18 protein-coding genes are annotated in these 17,823 nt (G+C 36.5%); 15 read left to right on the top strand and 3 right to left on the bottom strand.

Annotated elements, in window-relative coordinates:
* The first annotated feature begins 216 nt into the window (after positions 1-216).
* Complete coding sequence (locus MHH69_RS11830) at positions 217-1,425, top strand: MFS transporter (protein WP_122971569.1); 1,209 nt, start codon at positions 217-219, stop codon at positions 1,423-1,425.
* Positions 1,426-1,649: 224 nt separating this feature from the next.
* On the opposite strand, the gene MHH69_RS11825 is transcribed toward MHH69_RS11830, so the two are convergent.
* Positions 1,650-2,675 carry a threonine aldolase family protein gene (locus MHH69_RS11825; protein ID WP_122971570.1) on the bottom strand — a complete coding sequence of 342 codons (1,026 nt, stop codon included), beginning with the start codon at positions 2,673-2,675 and terminating at the stop codon, positions 1,650-1,652.
* 136 nt (positions 2,676-2,811) lie between these two features.
* Between MHH69_RS11825 and MHH69_RS11820 the strand changes: the two genes are divergently transcribed.
* Entirely contained in the window at positions 2,812-3,171 is a 360-nt protein-coding gene (locus MHH69_RS11820) for a hypothetical protein (protein WP_122971571.1), read from the top strand.
* A 55-nt stretch (positions 3,172-3,226) separates the two neighbouring features.
* Here the strand turns inward: MHH69_RS11820 and MHH69_RS11815 are convergent, their stop codons facing one another.
* A complete protein-coding gene (locus tag MHH69_RS11815; protein ID WP_122971572.1) occupies positions 3,227-3,487 on the bottom strand; it encodes a Parvovirus coat protein VP1-like protein in 261 nt (86 codons plus the stop codon).
* Positions 3,488-3,773: 286 nt separating this feature from the next.
* The gene (locus MHH69_RS11810; protein WP_122971573.1) at positions 3,774-3,947 is read right to left on the bottom strand and encodes an asparagine synthase; all 174 of its coding nucleotides are present in this window, start codon (positions 3,945-3,947) and stop codon (positions 3,774-3,776) included.
* Positions 3,948-4,077: 130 nt separating this feature from the next.
* On the opposite strand from MHH69_RS11810, the gene MHH69_RS11805 reads away from it, so the two are divergent.
* The 13 genes from MHH69_RS11805 to MHH69_RS11745 all read left to right on the top strand — a co-directional run bounded on the left by MHH69_RS11805 (position 4,078) and on the right by MHH69_RS11745 (position 17,510).
* Positions 4,078-5,031 (top strand): aminoglycoside phosphotransferase family protein, encoded by a 954-nt coding sequence (locus MHH69_RS11805; RefSeq protein WP_122971574.1) that lies wholly within the window; start codon positions 4,078-4,080, stop codon positions 5,029-5,031.
* Positions 5,032-5,064: 33 nt separating this feature from the next.
* On the top strand, positions 5,065-6,123 hold the full coding sequence (locus tag MHH69_RS11800) for a P1 family peptidase (protein WP_341362397.1): 1,059 nt from the start codon (positions 5,065-5,067) through the stop codon (positions 6,121-6,123).
* 291 nt (positions 6,124-6,414) lie between these two features.
* Positions 6,415-7,140: a M15 family metallopeptidase gene (locus MHH69_RS11795; RefSeq protein WP_341362396.1), complete on the top strand. Its 726-nt coding sequence runs from the start codon at positions 6,415-6,417 to the stop codon at positions 7,138-7,140.
* The gene (locus MHH69_RS11790; protein ID WP_122971576.1) at positions 7,137-7,931 is read left to right on the top strand and encodes a M55 family metallopeptidase; all 795 of its coding nucleotides are present in this window, start codon (positions 7,137-7,139) and stop codon (positions 7,929-7,931) included. Before MHH69_RS11795 ends, MHH69_RS11790 begins: the two co-directional genes overlap by 4 nt.
* A 71-nt stretch (positions 7,932-8,002) precedes the next feature.
* Positions 8,003-9,070 carry a mandelate racemase/muconate lactonizing enzyme family protein gene (locus MHH69_RS11785; RefSeq protein WP_341362395.1) on the top strand — a complete coding sequence of 356 codons (1,068 nt, stop codon included), beginning with the start codon at positions 8,003-8,005 and terminating at the stop codon, positions 9,068-9,070.
* A gap of 30 nt (positions 9,071-9,100) precedes the next feature.
* Positions 9,101-10,936, top strand: coding sequence for a peptide ABC transporter substrate-binding protein (locus tag MHH69_RS11780; RefSeq protein ID WP_341362394.1), 1,836 nt, complete (start codon positions 9,101-9,103; stop codon positions 10,934-10,936).
* A gap of 112 nt (positions 10,937-11,048) precedes the next feature.
* Entirely contained in the window at positions 11,049-11,993 is a 945-nt protein-coding gene (locus MHH69_RS11775) for an ABC transporter permease (RefSeq protein ID WP_341362393.1), read from the top strand.
* A complete protein-coding gene (locus MHH69_RS11770; RefSeq protein WP_122971579.1) occupies positions 11,993-12,967 on the top strand; it encodes an ABC transporter permease in 975 nt (324 codons plus the stop codon). Before MHH69_RS11775 ends, MHH69_RS11770 begins: the two co-directional genes overlap by 1 nt.
* 14 nt (positions 12,968-12,981) lie before the next feature.
* Positions 12,982-14,043: an ABC transporter ATP-binding protein gene (locus tag MHH69_RS11765; RefSeq protein ID WP_122971580.1), complete on the top strand. Its 1,062-nt coding sequence runs from the start codon at positions 12,982-12,984 to the stop codon at positions 14,041-14,043.
* Positions 14,033-14,974, top strand: a complete 942-nt coding sequence (locus MHH69_RS11760; protein ID WP_122971581.1) for an ATP-binding cassette domain-containing protein — start codon at positions 14,033-14,035, stop codon at positions 14,972-14,974. Before MHH69_RS11765 ends, MHH69_RS11760 begins: the two co-directional genes overlap by 11 nt.
* A 3-nt stretch (positions 14,975-14,977) precedes the next feature.
* Positions 14,978-15,910 carry a S66 peptidase family protein gene (locus tag MHH69_RS11755; protein WP_341362392.1) on the top strand — a complete coding sequence of 311 codons (933 nt, stop codon included), beginning with the start codon at positions 14,978-14,980 and terminating at the stop codon, positions 15,908-15,910.
* Complete coding sequence (locus tag MHH69_RS11750) at positions 15,910-16,704, top strand: serine hydrolase (protein WP_341362391.1); 795 nt, start codon at positions 15,910-15,912, stop codon at positions 16,702-16,704. The genes MHH69_RS11755 and MHH69_RS11750 overlap by 1 nt, the downstream gene beginning before the upstream one ends.
* Positions 16,701-17,510: a C40 family peptidase gene (locus MHH69_RS11745; RefSeq protein WP_341362390.1), complete on the top strand. Its 810-nt coding sequence runs from the start codon at positions 16,701-16,703 to the stop codon at positions 17,508-17,510. The genes MHH69_RS11750 and MHH69_RS11745 overlap by 4 nt, the downstream gene beginning before the upstream one ends.
* The last annotated feature ends 313 nt before the right edge of the window (positions 17,511-17,823 follow it).

The following is a 17,823-nucleotide window of genomic DNA, read 5'->3' as shown; positions in this document are numbered from 1 at the left end:
AATATACAGAATGGTTGGTAGGTGTTAATATTATCCATATAGATATACCAATCCGAATTTTAAATTTGAAGAAGCGGACCAACGATTTACAATTCCTTTCGTACCCTTTAACGTTGGAAAAAATGTTCGGAATTTCATTTCGTTTCTTCGCTATTCATTGTTATCTTGAATTGAAGAAACGAAAGATTATGAGCTAGTTCCATTGGGGGCGATAAAATGAAAATGATTCGGAAATATTATTTAATCTTTTTTGGGTTTGGATTTTCCTATTTAGGAAATTGGATTTACCTTGTGGCATTAAATTTATTCGTTTGGCATTTAACCGAATCACCAGCTGCAATGGCAGGAGTTTATATTGTTGGACCAATTGCTCGAATATTAACGAGTTTTATTGCAGGTTCTATCATTGATCGGACGAATAAGCGAAAACTAATGATAGTAAGTGATGTGAGTCGGGGGGCCATTGTCTTGTTGATGCCATTTATGGATTCCATCTGGTTCATCTATCTTCTTCTTTTTATGGCCAATATTGCGAGTAGCTTTTTTGCGCCGAGCAGTACGTACTATATTACAAAATCAGTACCAAATGAAGAAAAACAACAATTTAATGCTTTATTAGGCATGTTCAATTCAGGCTCCTTTTTAATCGGACCAGCACTTGCAGGGGGACTTATTTTATTGTTTGATACATCTGTCGCCATGTGGGTAAATAGCTTAACGTTCTTTACTTGTGCATGGGCCATTTATTTATTGCCCAATGTAGAAGAACCAGAAGCGGTCAGGGAAACGATGACTTGGAAAATGCTAAAGGAAGATTATGTGACGGTCATGGATTTTGTCAAAAAAGATAGCTTATTCATAAAGATATTTTTATTTTTCCAGTTAACACTAATGATTGCCCATGCCCTTGATTCCCAAGAAGCTACTTTTATCAAGCAGCAATTGGCGTTATCAGATAGTTTATATGGAATGATGGTCAGTGTGGCGGGTGTTGGTGCTATTGTCGGTGGTATGGTTGCTGCAAAATACGCCAATAAGTTTACAAGTCGGCAATATATCGCAAATGGTTTATTTTTAACGATGTTCTTTTATGCGTTATTTTATTGTTCGTCAACAATGTATTTGGCGTTAATAAGCTTTGTGACATTAGGGTTTTTTATGGCATTTAGTAATGCAGGGTACAATACGTTTTATCAAGTAAGTGTCCCAGCTGAAATCATGGGACGTTTCGGCAGTATTGCGAATATTTTTCAAAGTACAATTCAAATACTGTTTACATTGTTTATTGGTCTATTTGCAGAATGGTTTACGTTGCAATTTACGACGGTTTCCTTTGGAATATTAGGAGTTCTATTTGCATTATTATTGTATATTATCTTGTATTCTAAAAAAGCTTCATCACAATTTAAGGAGGGGTTAGCTTGATAAGCTACGAACTACAATGTATTTTTTGTAAGCAACCATTTCATGTGATCGAAGGAACTCGGAAATATAATTTATACAAACGAAATATGAATGGAAGATTTTCTTGCGAAGATTGTGACCGTAAAATTGAACATGAGGCAAGGAAAAGTTTATTAAGAAAACTTTAAGGAATGATAACCTCCTGCTAGTGGGGCAGGAGGTTGATTTTCTTCGATAAATTTTCATTATTTTTGGATCAGTGTTTTAATATCCTCCATTAACTCCTGGCAAACTTCTTTCGTAGTAAACCAAGATGTAACGAACCGAATAGCGATTTTATCTTCTACAGGTTCCCAAATTTCAAATTCATACATTTCCCTTAATGCATCAACTACTTCTTTATGGAAAATGGGGAAGATTTGATTTGTAGGAGATTCACTTAAAAGGGGAACACCTAATCGTTTTAACTCATGACTTAGAAAACTTGCAAGTTCATTTTCATGTTGCCCCATTTTAAAATATAAATCATCTTTAAAAGCAGCCTCGAATTGAATTCCGACAACAAATCCTTTCGCAAGCATAGCACCTTTATTTTTAATATGATAACGGAAATATGGTTTTAATTTATCATGAAAGATGACGATTCCTTCTCCACTTAACATACCTATTTTTGTTCCACCTATGTAAAAAACGTCACAAAGATCCTTTAACATATTAAACTTCACATCGCTAGCTGCCAGTCCACTTGAAAGTCGTGCTCCATCAATATACAAATAGAGGTTGTGTTGCTTACAGTATTCATATAATGTTGAAAGTTCATCTAGTGTGTAAACTGTCCCAATTTCCGTTGATTGGGAAATGTAAACTAATCCGATTTTCACCATATGTTCGTCTTGATGGTAAGTTAATGCAGCTTCAATATCTTTTGGGGAAAGTTTTCCGTCTTGTCCAGGAACGGTATAAACTTTATGGCCGGTTGCTTCAATCGCTCCCGTTTCGTGAACGTTAATATGACCGGAATGACAAGCTAGTACCGCTTCGTATGGGCGAAGTATGTGGGAAATGACAGAAGCATTTGCTTGTGTTCCGCCGGTTACAAAATGAATGTCACAATCATTGCTTTCCAACTTCTCTTTAATTAATCGTTTCGCATTTTCTGAATGCCGATCTAGTCCATATCCAACATTTTGCTCGTTTCTTGCTTTGTTTAATGCTTCTAAAATAGCTGGATGACATAGTTCACTATAATCATTTCGAAAACTATATTTCATATGGAAACCTTCTTTATCTTTTATTTTTATTCCATAGTATACCACCAAATCTATTTTTTGAAATAATCTTTCTTTTTATGATAATTTAAAAATAATGAATTTATATAAAAGAACTGAAGAATGGGAGAAGCGGTTTATGACGAATTATTATTATTTAGCATCCGATCAAAAAATGGGTTTAGGGAATGGTTCCCTTGATATGACGGAGGCTGAGGTTGAAACAATACCTGGATTTGATTTCCCTGTTCAAGTGGAGATTGTTAATGGAGTAGAAAAAGCGTGGGAGTTAAGAGAACTTTTACAATATATCCAAAATCATATGGCACCTTATAAAACGTGTACAGTTCAAGTGGCAAATCTTTTAAATTCCAATCGTGTTGAATTGAAAGTACAAAAGAAATCCAACATATTATTACACGAAATAACGGAATCGAGGCAATTATTCGTACAAGAGGGGCAATTATTGACGATTAATAAAGTGCCAACTTCCTCATAATGTCTTATTACAAAAGAAAAAGGAAAATCTAGCGGAGAGGATTTTCCTTCTATCTTTAAAAGAAAAAATTTTTTAAGTTGATAGCTCTAGAAAAAAATCTTGCATCTCTTCCCATCTTACTATTGGAATGGGTGTAGGAAGATAAACATTGTTGAAATAACCGATCACAATATCTTTTATTGCTATTTTGTAAATAGCATTCATCATGAAATTTACAGCAAGCATCAACTGGGTTTGTTGGTGCACCGGGCCCTGAACAGCCGGGTCCGCAGTAACGATAACCGGGATAACACAATCCTATTCTAGGACGACGCATGTTTTGTACCTCTTTTCTATTTTTTCTAGTCATAATAAATTATGTTTTACTAGAATTGTGAAATAGGCTTTAATCGAGTAATGACAGTAGGAAATAAGAAAAATGTATTATAAAACCTCTTAAATGTTTTGTTTTCTCTGTAATGATTGCTAATCACCAAAAAGTATGATGTAGAAAAAACCAAAATGTATTTTTCCGGAGCTTCTATATTTACACGGAAAATCCATTTGAGTGAAATCTAAATATTCAATAAAAAAAGGAAGTGCCTTAGACACTTCCTTTTTAACTAACGACGATGTTCAACTAGGTCAATTGCACCTAATACAATATGGGCTAAACCGAAACCGAAAATCGTGTTTGCTAACATTTTGTTAGAACTTTTTTGTTTCATGGCATAACCTGCAGCTGTTACTGCTGAACCTAGCACTGTTGGGATTAATCCTTCACGAATATTGTTCATAAAAGTCCCTCCATCGAAGTTAGTTGGTGATGACACCTTTCCTATTATTTCTTAAAATCCACGAGGATATTCTTTTCATGAGAAAATTCAATTATCCTAATGAGAAGGTGGTAAGAAAGAGGTTTTTATAATGCAATATCGAATATTACATGGAAATAAATACATAGTTGGAGGTAATCAGTTGGAATCCAATTTAATAAAGAGAATCGACTATTTAAAAAATGCCGATAGCATTCTACCTTTAACAAAAGGATTTTCAAACGACCAAAAATTTGTCATTGATCAGCGGTTTCTTTTAAGAATTTTTCCCATGGACCAACAAGTAAAAAGAAAAATAGAATTTGACACGATCCATCAACTATCTAGCATTTCCGAATGTGTCCCAAAAACAATCGAATTTAATCATCTTGAAGATCTAAATAAATGTTATATGATCGTCTCATTCTTACCTGGGAAAGATGCAGAAGAAGCATTGAAAGAATTAACTACTACTGAACAATATGATGCCGGATATATGGCAGGGAATGAACTAGGAAAATTACATCAATTAGTAGCCCCATCCCATTATCCTTCTTGGGACATAGTAAAAAAGAAAAAAAGCGATTATTATTTACTTGAATTGAAAAATATTAATATTGATGAAAATATAAAACAATTACTAGAGTCTTATATAAAAGAAAATGAAGATTTGATGATTGGTCGACCGAATACATTTCAACACGATGATTTTCATCCTTCAAATTTATTAATAAAGGATAAGACCTTTGCTGGCATTATTGACTTTGAAAGGATGGATTGGGGAGATCCGATTCATGATTTACAAAAGTTAGGTTTTTTCTCAAAACAAGTTAGTGTTGAATTTACTAGGGGAGTCATTGCTGGCTATCTTGCTGGTCAGACAATGGATTCTTCTTATTTTTGGAAGTTATACGCTTTATATAGTGCAATGCATATCGTTTCTTCACTTGTATGGGGATTAAAAAGCGTACCAGAAACCTTCGATATACTATTAAAACATTCATTGGAAGTGTTAGAGGACCATGACAATTTCAAAAATACCATTCCGAAATGGTATCTTCCATAATACATAAATGTGTAAGCAAAAAGGAGTGGCAAAATGGGCAAAAAAGTAAGGGAACTAGGAATTAAAATTGGCAAGTTACCTGTAGGTAAGAAAAATTGTATTACCGATGTGGTCGGTGTCAAAGTTGGCCATGTGACATTAGATTATCCATTAAATCAGGAGGGGGGATATGCATGTACTGGAGTAACAGCAATTTTACCCCATGGAAATAATTTGTTTCAGCAAAAGGTAACTGCAGCAAGTTACGTCCTAAACGGATTTGGCAAAACGACAGGTCTTGTTCAAGTTAACGAACTAGGGGTCATTGAATCTCCAATTATGTTAACGAATACGTTCGCTGTTCCTGCCGTTACACAAGGTACACTTGAATATATGTTAGAATCTAATCGTGAAATTGGTGTTACGACCGGTACGGTTAATGTTGTTGTCGGAGAGTGTAACGACAGTTATTTGAACTCCATTCGCTCCTTTCCTGTCACACCAGATCATGCGATGGAAGCGATTCTGAACGCATCAACTAAAGTTGCTGAAGAAGGAGCTGTTGGAGCAGGGAAAGGAATGGTTTGTTTCGGTTATAAAGGAGGGATTGGCTCTTCTTCCCGCCTCGTCCATGTTGAAGGAATGAACTGTTCTTATACGGTAGGATGTATCGTATTAAGCAATTTTGGAAGCAGTTCGGAATTTTTAAAAGAACGATACATAAAATCTAGTACCCAGTATTCTTCTACGATTTCACCGACAGATGGATCGATTATAATCGTCCTTGCAACAAATGCTCCTTTAAGTAGCAGGCAACTGACAAGAATTATTAAACGATGTGGTATAGGATTAGGACGAACGGGGAGCCATTTCTCCCATGGAAGTGGAGATATTGTGATTGGTTTTACTACGGCTCATTCCATTCCTCATACAACTGATGGCGTAGTTGAAGTTCGTACACAATTACGTGAGGATCATGCTGTAATGAATTTACTGTTTACAGCAGCTGCAGAGGCAACAGAGGAAGCAATACTTAATTCTCTCTCCCAAGCAGAAACGACAGTAGGACGAAATGGCCATATCGTTCATGCTTATTCATTTGAAGAAAAATAAAAACATTCAAAGTTATTTAAGTATAAATTGCTTAAGTAACTTTTTCTTTTTATCGCAATTATAGAATACTCATTCTGCCCCTTAATAGAAAACTTACATTTCCTACATTTCTTATGGAAAATATTTAATATAACATCCTAGTGAAAGCGCCATTAAAATGGCAAAAATATTATTTTTTACCTAGTAAAAAAATGTAAAGTATGATAGATTTGTTTTTAAATACTGAATAATCTAAATATTTAAATATCTGTGCTACTTATACATAGTGTGAGGTGATGTTTTATTCATCATATGTTTGATCCAATTGTTGAAAATAAGAGATTAATAGATAGTGTGAGCCCGATTATTGTGGACAATAAGGAACAGCTTGTCCAAATCAAAGATGATCATCCAAGGATTTTTACAAAGCCGATGTATTTTGAACAACAAATTTCAGGTAGTTTAGCATCCATTTATTTACGAGAAGGAGTGTATGAAAAGTTACAACATGTCCTTCAACTATTACCTAAAGAGTATAGTTTGATTTTATATGATGGTTTTCGACCGTTTCAGGTACAGCAAAATTTATTCCATCTTTTTTTAAATGAAATAAAAAGAAATAACCCGACATTTTCAGAAAAAGAGATAATAAATGAAACGTTAAAATATGTTGCTTATCCAAGTTTTGAGCCTGATCGAATTTCTCCCCATTTAACGGGCGGTGCCATAGATTTAACTTTAGGGAATGTAAAGGGGGATCCTCTTGATTTAGGCACGGCATTTGATGAATTGAGTGAAAAATCCGTAACCCGTTATTTTGAAGATCATCTAGATGAAAATGTATATGCTTTACAGAATAGAAGGTTGTTGTATAACTGCATGACTGCAGTTGGATTTGCAAACTATTTAGGGGAATGGTGGCATTATGACTACGGAAACATTCAATGGGCAAGACGCATGGGAGAAAAGAAAGCCCAATATGGTGGTGTAGAAGTAACAATTGAAAATAACCTCGTAAAGGAGTTTCGATTTCGATGAAAGTATATATTAGTGCAGATATAGAGGGAATTACTGGAACGACAGCTTGGATTGAAACGGAATTAAATACACCAGATATTCAACCTTTTTTACAGCAAATGACAAAGGAAGTAGAAGCTGCCGTAGAAGGGGCGATTGCGGGTGGAGCGACGGAAATATTGTTAAAAGATGCCCATGATTCTGCGCGGAATTTGGATATTTCCAACTTGCCTGCGAATTGTAAAGTAATTCGAGGGTGGACTGGTGATCCAATGTGTATGGTAACAGGATTAGATGAAAGTTTTGATCGAGCGATATTTATCGGATATCACAGTAAGGGGGGAAGTCATCGAAATCCATTAGCCCATACCCTTGTTGTAAATGCAGATGTAAAAATTAATGGTGAGTACGCTAGCGAATTTCTAATTAATACGTATGCTGCTGCTATACATGGTGTACCAGTTGCCTTTGTTAGTGGAGATGTTGGCCTAACAGAGGAAATTCATTCAGTGAATGAAAACATTGTGACCTTTGCAACAAAAGAAGGAATTGGAAGTGCCACAATCAGTGTTAGTCCAATGGTTACGATTGCTGAAACAAAAAGACTTGTGGAAGAAGCAATGAAAGCCGATCGAGAGTTATTACAAGTAAAGTTGCCAGAGAAGTTTGTCGTTGAAATCATATATCGGGATCATACACGTGCCTATCGTAATTCATTTTATCCGGGCGCTACTTTTAAACCGCACAATACGGTGGAATTTGTAACGGAAGATTATTATGAAGTGTTACGGATTTTACATTTTTTAACGTAATCAATTCTCCATTCCATTTCCCAATAAAGGGATATGAATCCTTTAAAGGTAAATAGTTGAAAGGTGATTTAATGAAAATAAAAGACATAGTAATAGGGGTAGTAGAGGCACCTCTAATCACTCCATTTAAAACGGCTCTTCGAACCGTTTATTATATTCGGAATATTGCGATTTATGTTCATACAGATGACGGGCAAATAGGAATAGGGGAAGCAGCGCCTACTGCTGTCATTACCGGTGAGACGAATGCGTCCATTACTGAAGCGATTAACGAATATATTAAGCCTGCCATTATCGGAATGGATGTGGAAGACATTTCACAAATTATGGAACGTCTCGACAAAAGCATATACAAAAATACGAGCGCAAAAGCGGCCATCGATATGGCTATTTATGATTTGCTTGCTAAACGTTATCAAGCCCCCCTTTATAAATTATTAGGGGGCTATCGAAAAGAGCTCGTAACAGATATTACGATTAGTGTTAATGAGACAGCAGAAATGGTGAAGGATAGTTTAGAAGCTATCAAACGAGGGTTTCAAATATTAAAAATTAAAGTTGGCAAAGATCCAGCTGGTGATATTGCACGAATCTTAGCCATACGGGATGCGGTAGGTCCGACGATTACATTACGAGTAGATGCCAATCAAGGTTGGACCCCTAAAGAAGCTGTACGAATTATTCGTGCCTTAGAAGATGCAAATGCAAATATTGAACTAGTGGAACAACCGGTTCATTACAGTGATATAGAAGGAATGCAATATGTAACTGCTAACACCATCACTAATATTTTAGCGGATGAAAGTGTTTTTTCTCCAAAGGATGCTATTACGGTGATTGAAAAACGTGCGGCTGACCTTATTAATATTAAATTGATGAAAACTGGAGGGATATACCAGGCGCAAAAAATATGCAACATTGCAGAGGCAAATGGCATTCAATGTATGATCGGTTGCATGTTGGAAACGAAAATTAGTGTCAGCGCGGCAGCTCATTTTGCTGCTTCACAAAAAAATATTACGATGGTCGATTTAGATGGACCTATTCTTTGTGTGAAAGATCCTGTTGCAGGTGGTCCAATATTCAATGGGCAATCCATTTCGATGTTAGATAAGCCTGGAATCGGGTTTTCATTATAAAAAAGAGAAGCAAGAATTGGGAGGGGTAAAATGAAAAAGTTTTGGTTATTATTGTTAGCTGCAATCGTTGCCACATTTTTAGCGGCTTGTAGCGAAGAAGGGGACGAATCTTCTGGTAAAGTATCGGAATACCGTACCGTTTATTCAGGAGAGATTAAAACGTTAAATTACTTAAAAACAGCTGAAGCAAATGAATTTGCAATGTCTGCAAATATCATTGATGGACTAATTGAGTACAATCAATACGGTATTGTCCAACCTAGTTTAGCGGAAAGCTGGTCTTCTAATGAAGACAACACAGTTTGGACATTTAAACTGCGTCAAGGAGTTAAATGGGTTACAAATGAAGGGGAAGAGTATGCAGATGTTGTGGCACAAGACTTTGTGGACGGCTTAAATTATGTCCTTGATGCCAAAAATGAATCGTCAACTGCGTGGATTGCCACTGTTGTAAAAAATGGAGATGCTTTCTACAATGGCGAGATTACGGATTTTTCACAGGTTGGTGTGAAGGCTATTGATGAGTACACTTTAGAGTATACACTTGAAAATCCAACACCTTATTTCCTTTCGATGTTGAACTACGTTTGTTTCTTCCCTGTTAACGGCGAATTTTTAGCTGAAAAAGGGGAAAGTTTCGGTACGACGAAAGAAAATGTCCTTTATAACGGGGCATATATTTTAGATAAATTTGAACCTCAAAATGAGCGCGTCCTAGTAAAAAATGATACGTACTGGGATAAAGAAAATGTGTTCATCGATCGCATTCGCTACAAATATAACAAAGAAGCTGGAACGGTAGCACCTGAATTATTCTTACGTGGTGAGGTTGATTCTGCAGCAATTCCAACTACTGTTATCGATGAATGGTTTAATGATGAAGAGAAAAAGTCCCAAGTTCGTCAAAGTCAAAATAACTTCTACACTTACTTCTATGCACTGAACTTTGATCCTCAATTTGACGCCCAGTATGAACCAGAAAACTGGAAAGTTGCTGTGAATAATAAAAATTTCCGTAAATCGTTATATCACGCCCTTGACCGAGTTTCAGCAATGTTAACGACAGAGCCATACAACCCTGAAGATATGTTGAATAACACGATTACACCGAAGAACTTTGTCGATGTTGAAGGAGTCGATTATACACAATTAGAACCATTAAAAAATATTTCTAATACAGATTCATTCAATAAAGATTTAGCATTAGAGTTCAAAGAAAAGGCAATGGCAGAATTACAAGGAAAAGCAACGTTCCCTGTAAAAGTGTTAATGCCTTATAATTCCGGCAGTCCTGACTGGGCAAACCGTTCGCAAGTAGTGGAACAACAACTGGAAACATTACTAGGCGCTGATTATATCGATATCATTGTGGAAGCAGGTCCTTCTACTGGATTTTTACAAGAAGTACGTCGCCCAGGTAAATATGCATTATTAGAAGCAAACTGGGGACCAGACTATGCTGACCCAGCTTCGTATACAGATCCATTTACAGAAGGTGGAACGTACAATAAACCAGAACTGGCTGAAGGTTATACAGAATCAAATGGTAAGTCAAAATATCAAAATATGGTTGATGCAGCAAAGGCTGAAATGGATTTAGCAAAACGTTATGAACTATTCGCTCAAGCAGAAGCCTTCCTAATCGAAGAAGCCTTTGTCATTCCTTACGCAGTTGGGGGGACTGGTTATATTGCTTCCAAATTAAATCCATTTGAAGCCCAATACTCCCCATTTGGCGTAACATTAGAGAAATTCAAAGGTCAGAAAGTATTAGAAAAACCGATGAGTAATGAGGAGTATAAAGAAGCTTTAGCTAAATGGGAACAAGAACGGGCAGAAGCATTAGCGGGAGCTGGAGAACAGTAGAGAAACAAAAAGAGAAATTTAGTGGAGAGTGATGACTTAAGGAGATGTCCGGGACCGAATTTGGCATCTCCTTCCTTTCATTCTTCTGTTCATAGCAGGGAGGGGTAAGAGTATGTTGAGGTACTTAGGAAAGCGGTTGTTACAGTCTGTAGTAACCCTTTTTATTATCGTTACGATTGTTTTCTCATTGCTACGCTTAATGCCAGAAGAAGGGTACCTAGGGGCAGCGGCTGATAAAATGACACCGGAGCAACAGGAAGTTTATTTAACGAATTTAGGACTGCGTGATCCATTGATTGTTCAACTAGGTCATTTTTATGGAGATTTACTCCAAGGGGATTTAGGAACTTCGGTTACATATCGCACGGATGTACCAGTCAAAACGATTATTGCTGAAAAAATGATGTACTCCATTTTATTTGGATTAGGAGCGGTTGCTCTTTCACTTCTTGTTGGAGTGCCCCTGGGTATTTTAATGGCCCAAATGAAAGGACGTTGGCTTGATCGTTTAGGAACCGGCTACATTGTGTTTGTCGTAGCAGTACCTGCAGCGGTCTATTATATTTTCATTCAAATGTATGTAACGGATTTATTTAATTTACCAATGTTATTTGATGAATATAATCCAGTTAGCTGGCTATTACCGTTAACTTCAATGGCATTAGCTCCAACCGCATCTTATGCGATGTGGATGAGGCGTTATATGGTAGATGAATTAAACAAAGATTATATAAAACTAGCGCGGGCAAAAGGGGTAAAGGAGCGGACATTAATGTTTAAACATGTTATGCGAAACGCCTTTATTCCAATGGCTCAATATTTACCAGCTACGATTTTATTTACGATCACAGGCTCCATTTATATCGAGTCATTGTACTCTATTCCTGGCATGGGTGGGTTGCTTGTAGATGCGATTCAACGACAGGACAATGCCGTAGTACAAGGGTTAGTATTAATATTCTCGTCCTTAGGGATTATCGGATTGTTCTTAGGTGATTTAGCAATGGCACTTGTAGATCCTCGCATTAAGTTAGGAAAAGGGGAGAGTGTTCGATAATGGGACTATATTCTGAAGAAATTACTAACATATCACAAAAATCTAATGAAAACTTATTTGAATTCGCTGTCGTAGATGAGCAAAAGGCGGAAGAAACCGGTTATTCGAATTATTCATATTGGCGTTCGACGTGGAAATCCTTTTTGAAAAATCGATTAGCTGTTTTTCTGTTAGTCCTTGTTTGTATAATCGTTGCCTTTGTTATCATTCAACCTTATTTACCCTATCAAAAATCACCAACGGAAATTTATATTGATGAGCAAACAAGTTCCCAAGCTCGAAATATTGCCCCTAATAGTGAATTTTGGTTCGGAACAAATTCGATAGGGCAAGATTTATGGTCTCGTATTTGGGCAGGAACACGAACATCCCTTTTCATCGGTTTCGTTGTGGCATTAGTAGAAGTGATTGTAGGGATTACGATTGGTGCGCTTTGGGGCTTTTCCCGAAGACTTGAAGCCCCGATTACCCAAGCATATAACATCGTCGAAAATATTCCGACAACAATCGTTCTTATATTAATGTCATATATTTTAAGACCAAGCATTTCAACAATTATTATTGCCATGTGTATAACCGGATGGGTAGAAATGGCCCGTTTCATTCGAAATCAAATTGTAATTTTACGTGATCGTGAATACAATTTAGCATCAAAATGTTTAGGAACACCGAGTTACCGTATTATTCTTAAAAACCTATTACCTTATTTAATTTCAGTCATTATGCTCCGAATGAGTTTAGCTATTCCATTTGCCATTGGGGCAGAAGTATTTTTAACGTATATCGGATTAGGATTACCAATTAGCGAACCTTCTTTAGGCAATTTAATCAATGAAGGAAGAGTATTAATGATGTCCCCCGATTTACGTTATCAATTGATATTCCCAAGTATTGTTTTAAGTATTATCACGATTTCATTTTATATTATTGGGAACGCCTTTGCAGATGCAGCTGATCCGAAAAACCACGTGTAAAAGGAGGGATACCGATGGAAGAAATTCAAACGAAGTCACGGATTTTATCCATTCAAAATTTAGTTATTCAATTTAAACTGCGTGGTCAAGTATTAACAGCCATTCGTAATATTTCTCTAGATTTATATAAAGGAGAAAGCCTTGCAATTGTAGGTGAATCGGGCTCAGGGAAATCCGTTCTCGTCAAATCAATCATCGGTTTACTAGAGAAAAATGGTTCAGTTGCCCAAGGAAGTATTTTATACAAAGAAGATGATTTAACGAAGTTTTCAACTGAGAAGGATTGGTTAAAAATTCGGGGGAAAGAAATTGCCATGGTAACACAAGACCCAATGACTTCTTTAAATCCATTAAAAACGATAGGAAAGCAAATAGAAGAGTGTGTAATCCTCCATCAAAAATTACAAGGAAAAGAGGCTTATCAACGAACATTGCAATTACTTAAAGACGTAGGAATTCATGATGTGGAAAAAAGGTATAAGCAATATCCCCATGAATTTTCGGGAGGAATGCGTCAACGTATTGTCATTGCGATCGCCATTGCTTGTAATCCGAAAATATTAATTTGTGATGAGCCGACTACAGCCCTTGATGTAACAATTCAAGCGCAAATTTTACAACTGTTGAAAAACTTGCAACAAAAATATGGACTTACAACGATTTATATTACCCATGATTTAGGGGTCGTGGCAAAGGTAGCTGATCGGATTGCGGTAATGTATGCAGGAGATATTATCGAAGTAGGTCAAACCCACGAAGTATTTTTCAATGGCAAACATCCTTATACATGGGCACTTCTATCCTCCCTACCGCAGTTAGGCGCAAAGGGAGAGGAACTTTATTCGATTAAAGGTACACCACCAAACTTATTTAAAGAAATAAAAGGTGATGCCTTTGCACCACGTAATCCTTATGCTTTAAAAATTGATTTTGAAGAACGTCCGCCTTTCTTTAAAGTTAGCGAAACCCACTATGCGAAGACATGGTTACTTCACCCGAATGCACCGAAGGTGGAACTTCCGCAAAACTTGCAAGCATTTTTTGAGGAGGGGAGACGATTTGCCCATGAACACTAAAGAAGTATTACTGGATGTGAAAAATTTAGAAGTCGCCTTTGGGAAGGGAAAAAATAAATTCCAAGCGATTGATCAAGTTAGTTTTCAAATATATAAAGGTGAAACCTTTGGGCTTGTAGGGGAATCGGGTTCAGGGAAAACAACAATTGGTCGCTCGATAATGCGAATAAATGAAGTAACTGGCGGCGAAATTTTATTCCATGGAAAGCCGATTAACGGAAAAATATCGAAAGAATGGGATCGGGAAATTACACAAAAAATCCAAATGATTTTCCAAGATCCAATGGCATCGCTGAATGAGCGGGCAAAAGTAGATTACATCATCTCTGAAGGATTAATGAATACAAAACATTATAAGGATGAGGCAGAAAGACAAAAAAAGGTCCATGATGCATTACTGGAAGTAGGGTTGCTGCCTGAGTTTGCTAGCCGTTTTCCCCATGAATTCTCGGGAGGTCAACGTCAACGAATTGGAATTGCCCGCGCACTTATCATGGAACCGGAGTTCATCATTGCTGATGAGCCAATATCTGCTTTGGACGTGTCGATTCGTGCGCAAGTATTAAATTTATTATCGAATTTACAAAAACAAAAAGGGTTAACATATTTGTTTATTGCCCATGACTTATCGATTGTACGATTTATCACCGATCGAACAGCGGTCATTTATAAAGGGAAAATTGTCGAGTTGGCTGAAACGGAAAAGCTTTTTGCTAACCCTATTCATCCTTATACCCGCGCGTTGATATCAGCTGTTCCGGAGCCGAATCCGTATAAAGAGAGGGAAAAGGTGATGGAGGTGTATGACCCATCCCAGCATAACTATGAGTCAAATCCACCTTCCTTTATGGAAATCGAAGAAGGGCATTTTGTATTAGCAAATGATGAGGAAATGGAGCGTTATCGAACAACTTTGGAAATCGAGGTGTAATGGATGAAAATTCCGAAAGGATTAAAAAAAGGGGATACAATTGGACTTGTTGGTGCTTCCAGTGCGACGCCTCCGGAAGTTTTACCGAAGGCGGTTGAAGCTGTTGAAAAACTAGGGTTTAAAGTTGTTGTTGGAGATTCTTGCCGGGAAAGACACGGCTATTTAGCTGGCGTAGATGAACTGCGAGCAAAGGATGTAAACGAGATGTTTAAAAATCCAGATATTGATGGCATATTTTGTATACGAGGAGGTTATGGCGCGACAAAAATTTTACCTCTATTAGACTATGAAATGATTAAAGAGAATCCGAAAGTATTTGTAGGCTATAGTGATGTGACTGCCTTACATATCGCTTTCAATCAACGATGTGAACTCGTCACCTATCATACTCCAATGCCTTCGACGGAATTTGTAAAGCCGGAGATGGATGACTATACATGGAATTCTTTTTTAGAAAACATAACCGAAACTGAACGTGCATCGTTTTTTTTAGAGAATCCATCCAATCAAAGAATGACAACCCTTGTACCAGGTGAAGTCACCGGTCCGTTAATTGGTGGGAATTTAACTTTAGTAACAGCGACCCTAGGTACTCCTTATGAAATTGATACAAGGGGAAAACTTTTATTTTTAGAAGATATTGATGAGTACGAAAGAAGTATCGATCGAATGTTAACCCAGCTAAAGTTGGCAGGAAAATTAGATGACGCGGCAGGAATAATTTTAGGGGCATGGACAAATTGTGGGCCACAAAATCCGAATCATCCAGAACAAAGTCTTCGTTTACAAACGATTTTTGAAGAAATACTCGTACCTAGTAATAAACCAATTTTAATGGATGTCGCGTGTGGTCACTGTTTACCAACGATGTCTTTACCATTAGGTAGAACAGTTCGATTAATTAGCGAGAAAAAAGTAATGGAAGTCATTGGCTAATGGAATATTTACAAGATAGGATTTCCCGATTAATCGATGAAGAATCCTTCGATGTAAAAGTCGTTGTGAAAGATATGGATACGGATAACATTTTATTTGAAAAAGGAATTTATGATGTTTTTTCAAGTGCTAGTCTGATTAAAGTCCCTATTTTAATAGCTGTTCTTGATTACATTGAACAAAGGGATGGATTGTTATATCAAGAACTAACGATCACGAAGGGAAATTGTGTGGATTTTAGTGTGATTACAGAACAAGGTCAAACAAAAAGCACCTTATATGAACTACTCGTTTGGATGATTATAACGAGTGATAATACGGCAACAAACGTCCTCATCGATTTCGTTGGAATGGATAATTTGAATCGTTATTTTAAGAAAATCGGTTTAACAGAAACGTCGGTGAACCGAAAAATGATGGACTTTATCCGAATGGAAAAAGGAATTGATAATGTAACGACGGCAAAGGACATGGCAACCCTTTTTACTCATATTTATCGAAAAACACTTTTATCCGAAACTTATAGCGATTTGGCTATCAACATTTTAAGTCGACAACGAATTCAAGATTCTCTTAAACGATATTTCCTAAATGACGTGAAGATGGCCCATAAAACGGGTAGTTTGGATACAGTAGAACATGATGTTGGCATCGTCTTCCATCCATCAAAAAATTATCTAATCGGAGTGTTTGTGACCAATCATTCGAGTAATGAAAGGGCAAAGCAACTTATTGGTCGGATTTCCAAAACGGTTTATCAGCATTTAATTGGAAATAAGGAGGGGGTTTTATGAAAGGAATCGTAAAGAAAATGATTGCTAGTTTACACGCTGAACCAAATGAGTCCTCTGCGTTGATTGATGAAGTATTATACGGAATGACCGTAGCTATTCTTGAAGAAAAGGAACAAGGATGGGTATTTATACAGACAGAATATCGTTATGAAGGCTTTTGTAAAAAGGAAGATTTATTACTTGTAGATGAAACAAATGAATGGTTATTGGAAGCAAAGCATATCATTCGTCAAAATTTTGCTGACATTTTAAAGGAACCTCGAATTCAAAGTGGGAAATTGATAACTGTTGTTAGGGGTTCGGTTATACGAGTAGTAACAAGTGATGACGATACTGAGTGGGAAAAAGTAGAATTAGCGACCGGGGAAGTTGGTTACACGCGGAAACATTGGCTGCAACCGAAAGTAATACAAAATCTTCTATCAGAGCAACAGTTCCGAGATCAAGTTGTACAATCGGCTTTAAGCTATTTAACAACACCTTATCGATGGGGAGGGAAATCGCCACTAGGAATTGATTGTTCAGGCCTTTGTTCCATGGCATATATGTTAAATGGCGTTCAAATTTATCGAGATGCAAAAATAGTAGACGGTTTTCCAATTAAAGAAATCAACATGGAAAACATTCAAAAAGGGGATTTATTGTATTTCCCAGGGCATATTGGGATGTATATGGGCGATGATTTATATGTTCATTCTTCCCTTGGAGGAAATGAAGTTTCGATTAACAGTTTAAATGAAAATCACCCTCACTTTCGAAAAGATTTAGCAACAACGATTATAGCAGTAGGAAGTTTTTTTGCATGAAAACGAAATGGGAATTTTGGGAAGCATAATGGTCTTTAAAGAGACGGTTATGCTTTTTTATTTTAGAAAAATTTGATAAGACGAAAGATTAACAGATGGCTACATTGTATAAATAAACGGATATTTTATAATCCAGAATATTAATAATTGAATGACAAAATGAATTAGATCTTTTAATTTGAATGCTATTTCCATTCGAACCTACTCAATGCAATAGTTATGGTTATTATTAGATTTTTGGAATAATTTAACGCCTTTTAAAATATAATTTTCATAAAATTAGTTATTGCATATTTATACATATGGGTGTAAA

The organism is Ureibacillus sp. FSL E2-3493, from assembly GCF_038077515.1.
GTDB classification, from domain to species: Bacteria; Bacillota; Bacilli; order Bacillales_A; family Planococcaceae; genus Ureibacillus; species Ureibacillus halotolerans.
This window is presented reverse-complemented; position numbering and strand designations above follow the sequence as displayed.

What these genes read in the sequence shown, in the direction of transcription:
- MHH69_RS11830 (WP_122971569.1), top strand. Translation starts at nt 217, where the DNA reads ATGAAAATGATTCGGAAATATTATTTAATCTTTTTTGGGTTTGGATTT.
- MHH69_RS11825 (WP_122971570.1), bottom strand. Translation starts at nt 2,675, where the DNA reads ATGAAATATAGTTTTCGAAATGATTATAGTGAACTATGTCATCCAGCT.
- MHH69_RS11820 (WP_122971571.1), top strand. Translation starts at nt 2,812, where the DNA reads ATGACGAATTATTATTATTTAGCATCCGATCAAAAAATGGGTTTAGGG.
- MHH69_RS11815 (WP_122971572.1), bottom strand. Translation starts at nt 3,487, where the DNA reads ATGCGTCGTCCTAGAATAGGATTGTGTTATCCCGGTTATCGTTACTGC.
- MHH69_RS11810 (WP_122971573.1), bottom strand. Translation starts at nt 3,947, where the DNA reads ATGAACAATATTCGTGAAGGATTAATCCCAACAGTGCTAGGTTCAGCA.
- MHH69_RS11805 (WP_122971574.1), top strand. Translation starts at nt 4,078, where the DNA reads ATGCAATATCGAATATTACATGGAAATAAATACATAGTTGGAGGTAAT.
- MHH69_RS11800 (WP_341362397.1), top strand. Translation starts at nt 5,065, where the DNA reads ATGGGCAAAAAAGTAAGGGAACTAGGAATTAAAATTGGCAAGTTACCT.
- MHH69_RS11795 (WP_341362396.1), top strand. Translation starts at nt 6,415, where the DNA reads ATGTTTGATCCAATTGTTGAAAATAAGAGATTAATAGATAGTGTGAGC.
- MHH69_RS11790 (WP_122971576.1), top strand. Translation starts at nt 7,137, where the DNA reads ATGAAAGTATATATTAGTGCAGATATAGAGGGAATTACTGGAACGACA.
- MHH69_RS11785 (WP_341362395.1), top strand. Translation starts at nt 8,003, where the DNA reads ATGAAAATAAAAGACATAGTAATAGGGGTAGTAGAGGCACCTCTAATC.
- MHH69_RS11780 (WP_341362394.1), top strand. Translation starts at nt 9,101, where the DNA reads ATGAAAAAGTTTTGGTTATTATTGTTAGCTGCAATCGTTGCCACATTT.
- MHH69_RS11775 (WP_341362393.1), top strand. Translation starts at nt 11,049, where the DNA reads ATGTTGAGGTACTTAGGAAAGCGGTTGTTACAGTCTGTAGTAACCCTT.
- MHH69_RS11770 (WP_122971579.1), top strand. Translation starts at nt 11,993, where the DNA reads ATGGGACTATATTCTGAAGAAATTACTAACATATCACAAAAATCTAAT.
- MHH69_RS11765 (WP_122971580.1), top strand. Translation starts at nt 12,982, where the DNA reads ATGGAAGAAATTCAAACGAAGTCACGGATTTTATCCATTCAAAATTTA.
- MHH69_RS11760 (WP_122971581.1), top strand. Translation starts at nt 14,033, where the DNA reads ATGAACACTAAAGAAGTATTACTGGATGTGAAAAATTTAGAAGTCGCC.
- MHH69_RS11755 (WP_341362392.1), top strand. Translation starts at nt 14,978, where the DNA reads ATGAAAATTCCGAAAGGATTAAAAAAAGGGGATACAATTGGACTTGTT.
- MHH69_RS11750 (WP_341362391.1), top strand. Translation starts at nt 15,910, where the DNA reads ATGGAATATTTACAAGATAGGATTTCCCGATTAATCGATGAAGAATCC.
- MHH69_RS11745 (WP_341362390.1), top strand. Translation starts at nt 16,701, where the DNA reads ATGAAAGGAATCGTAAAGAAAATGATTGCTAGTTTACACGCTGAACCA.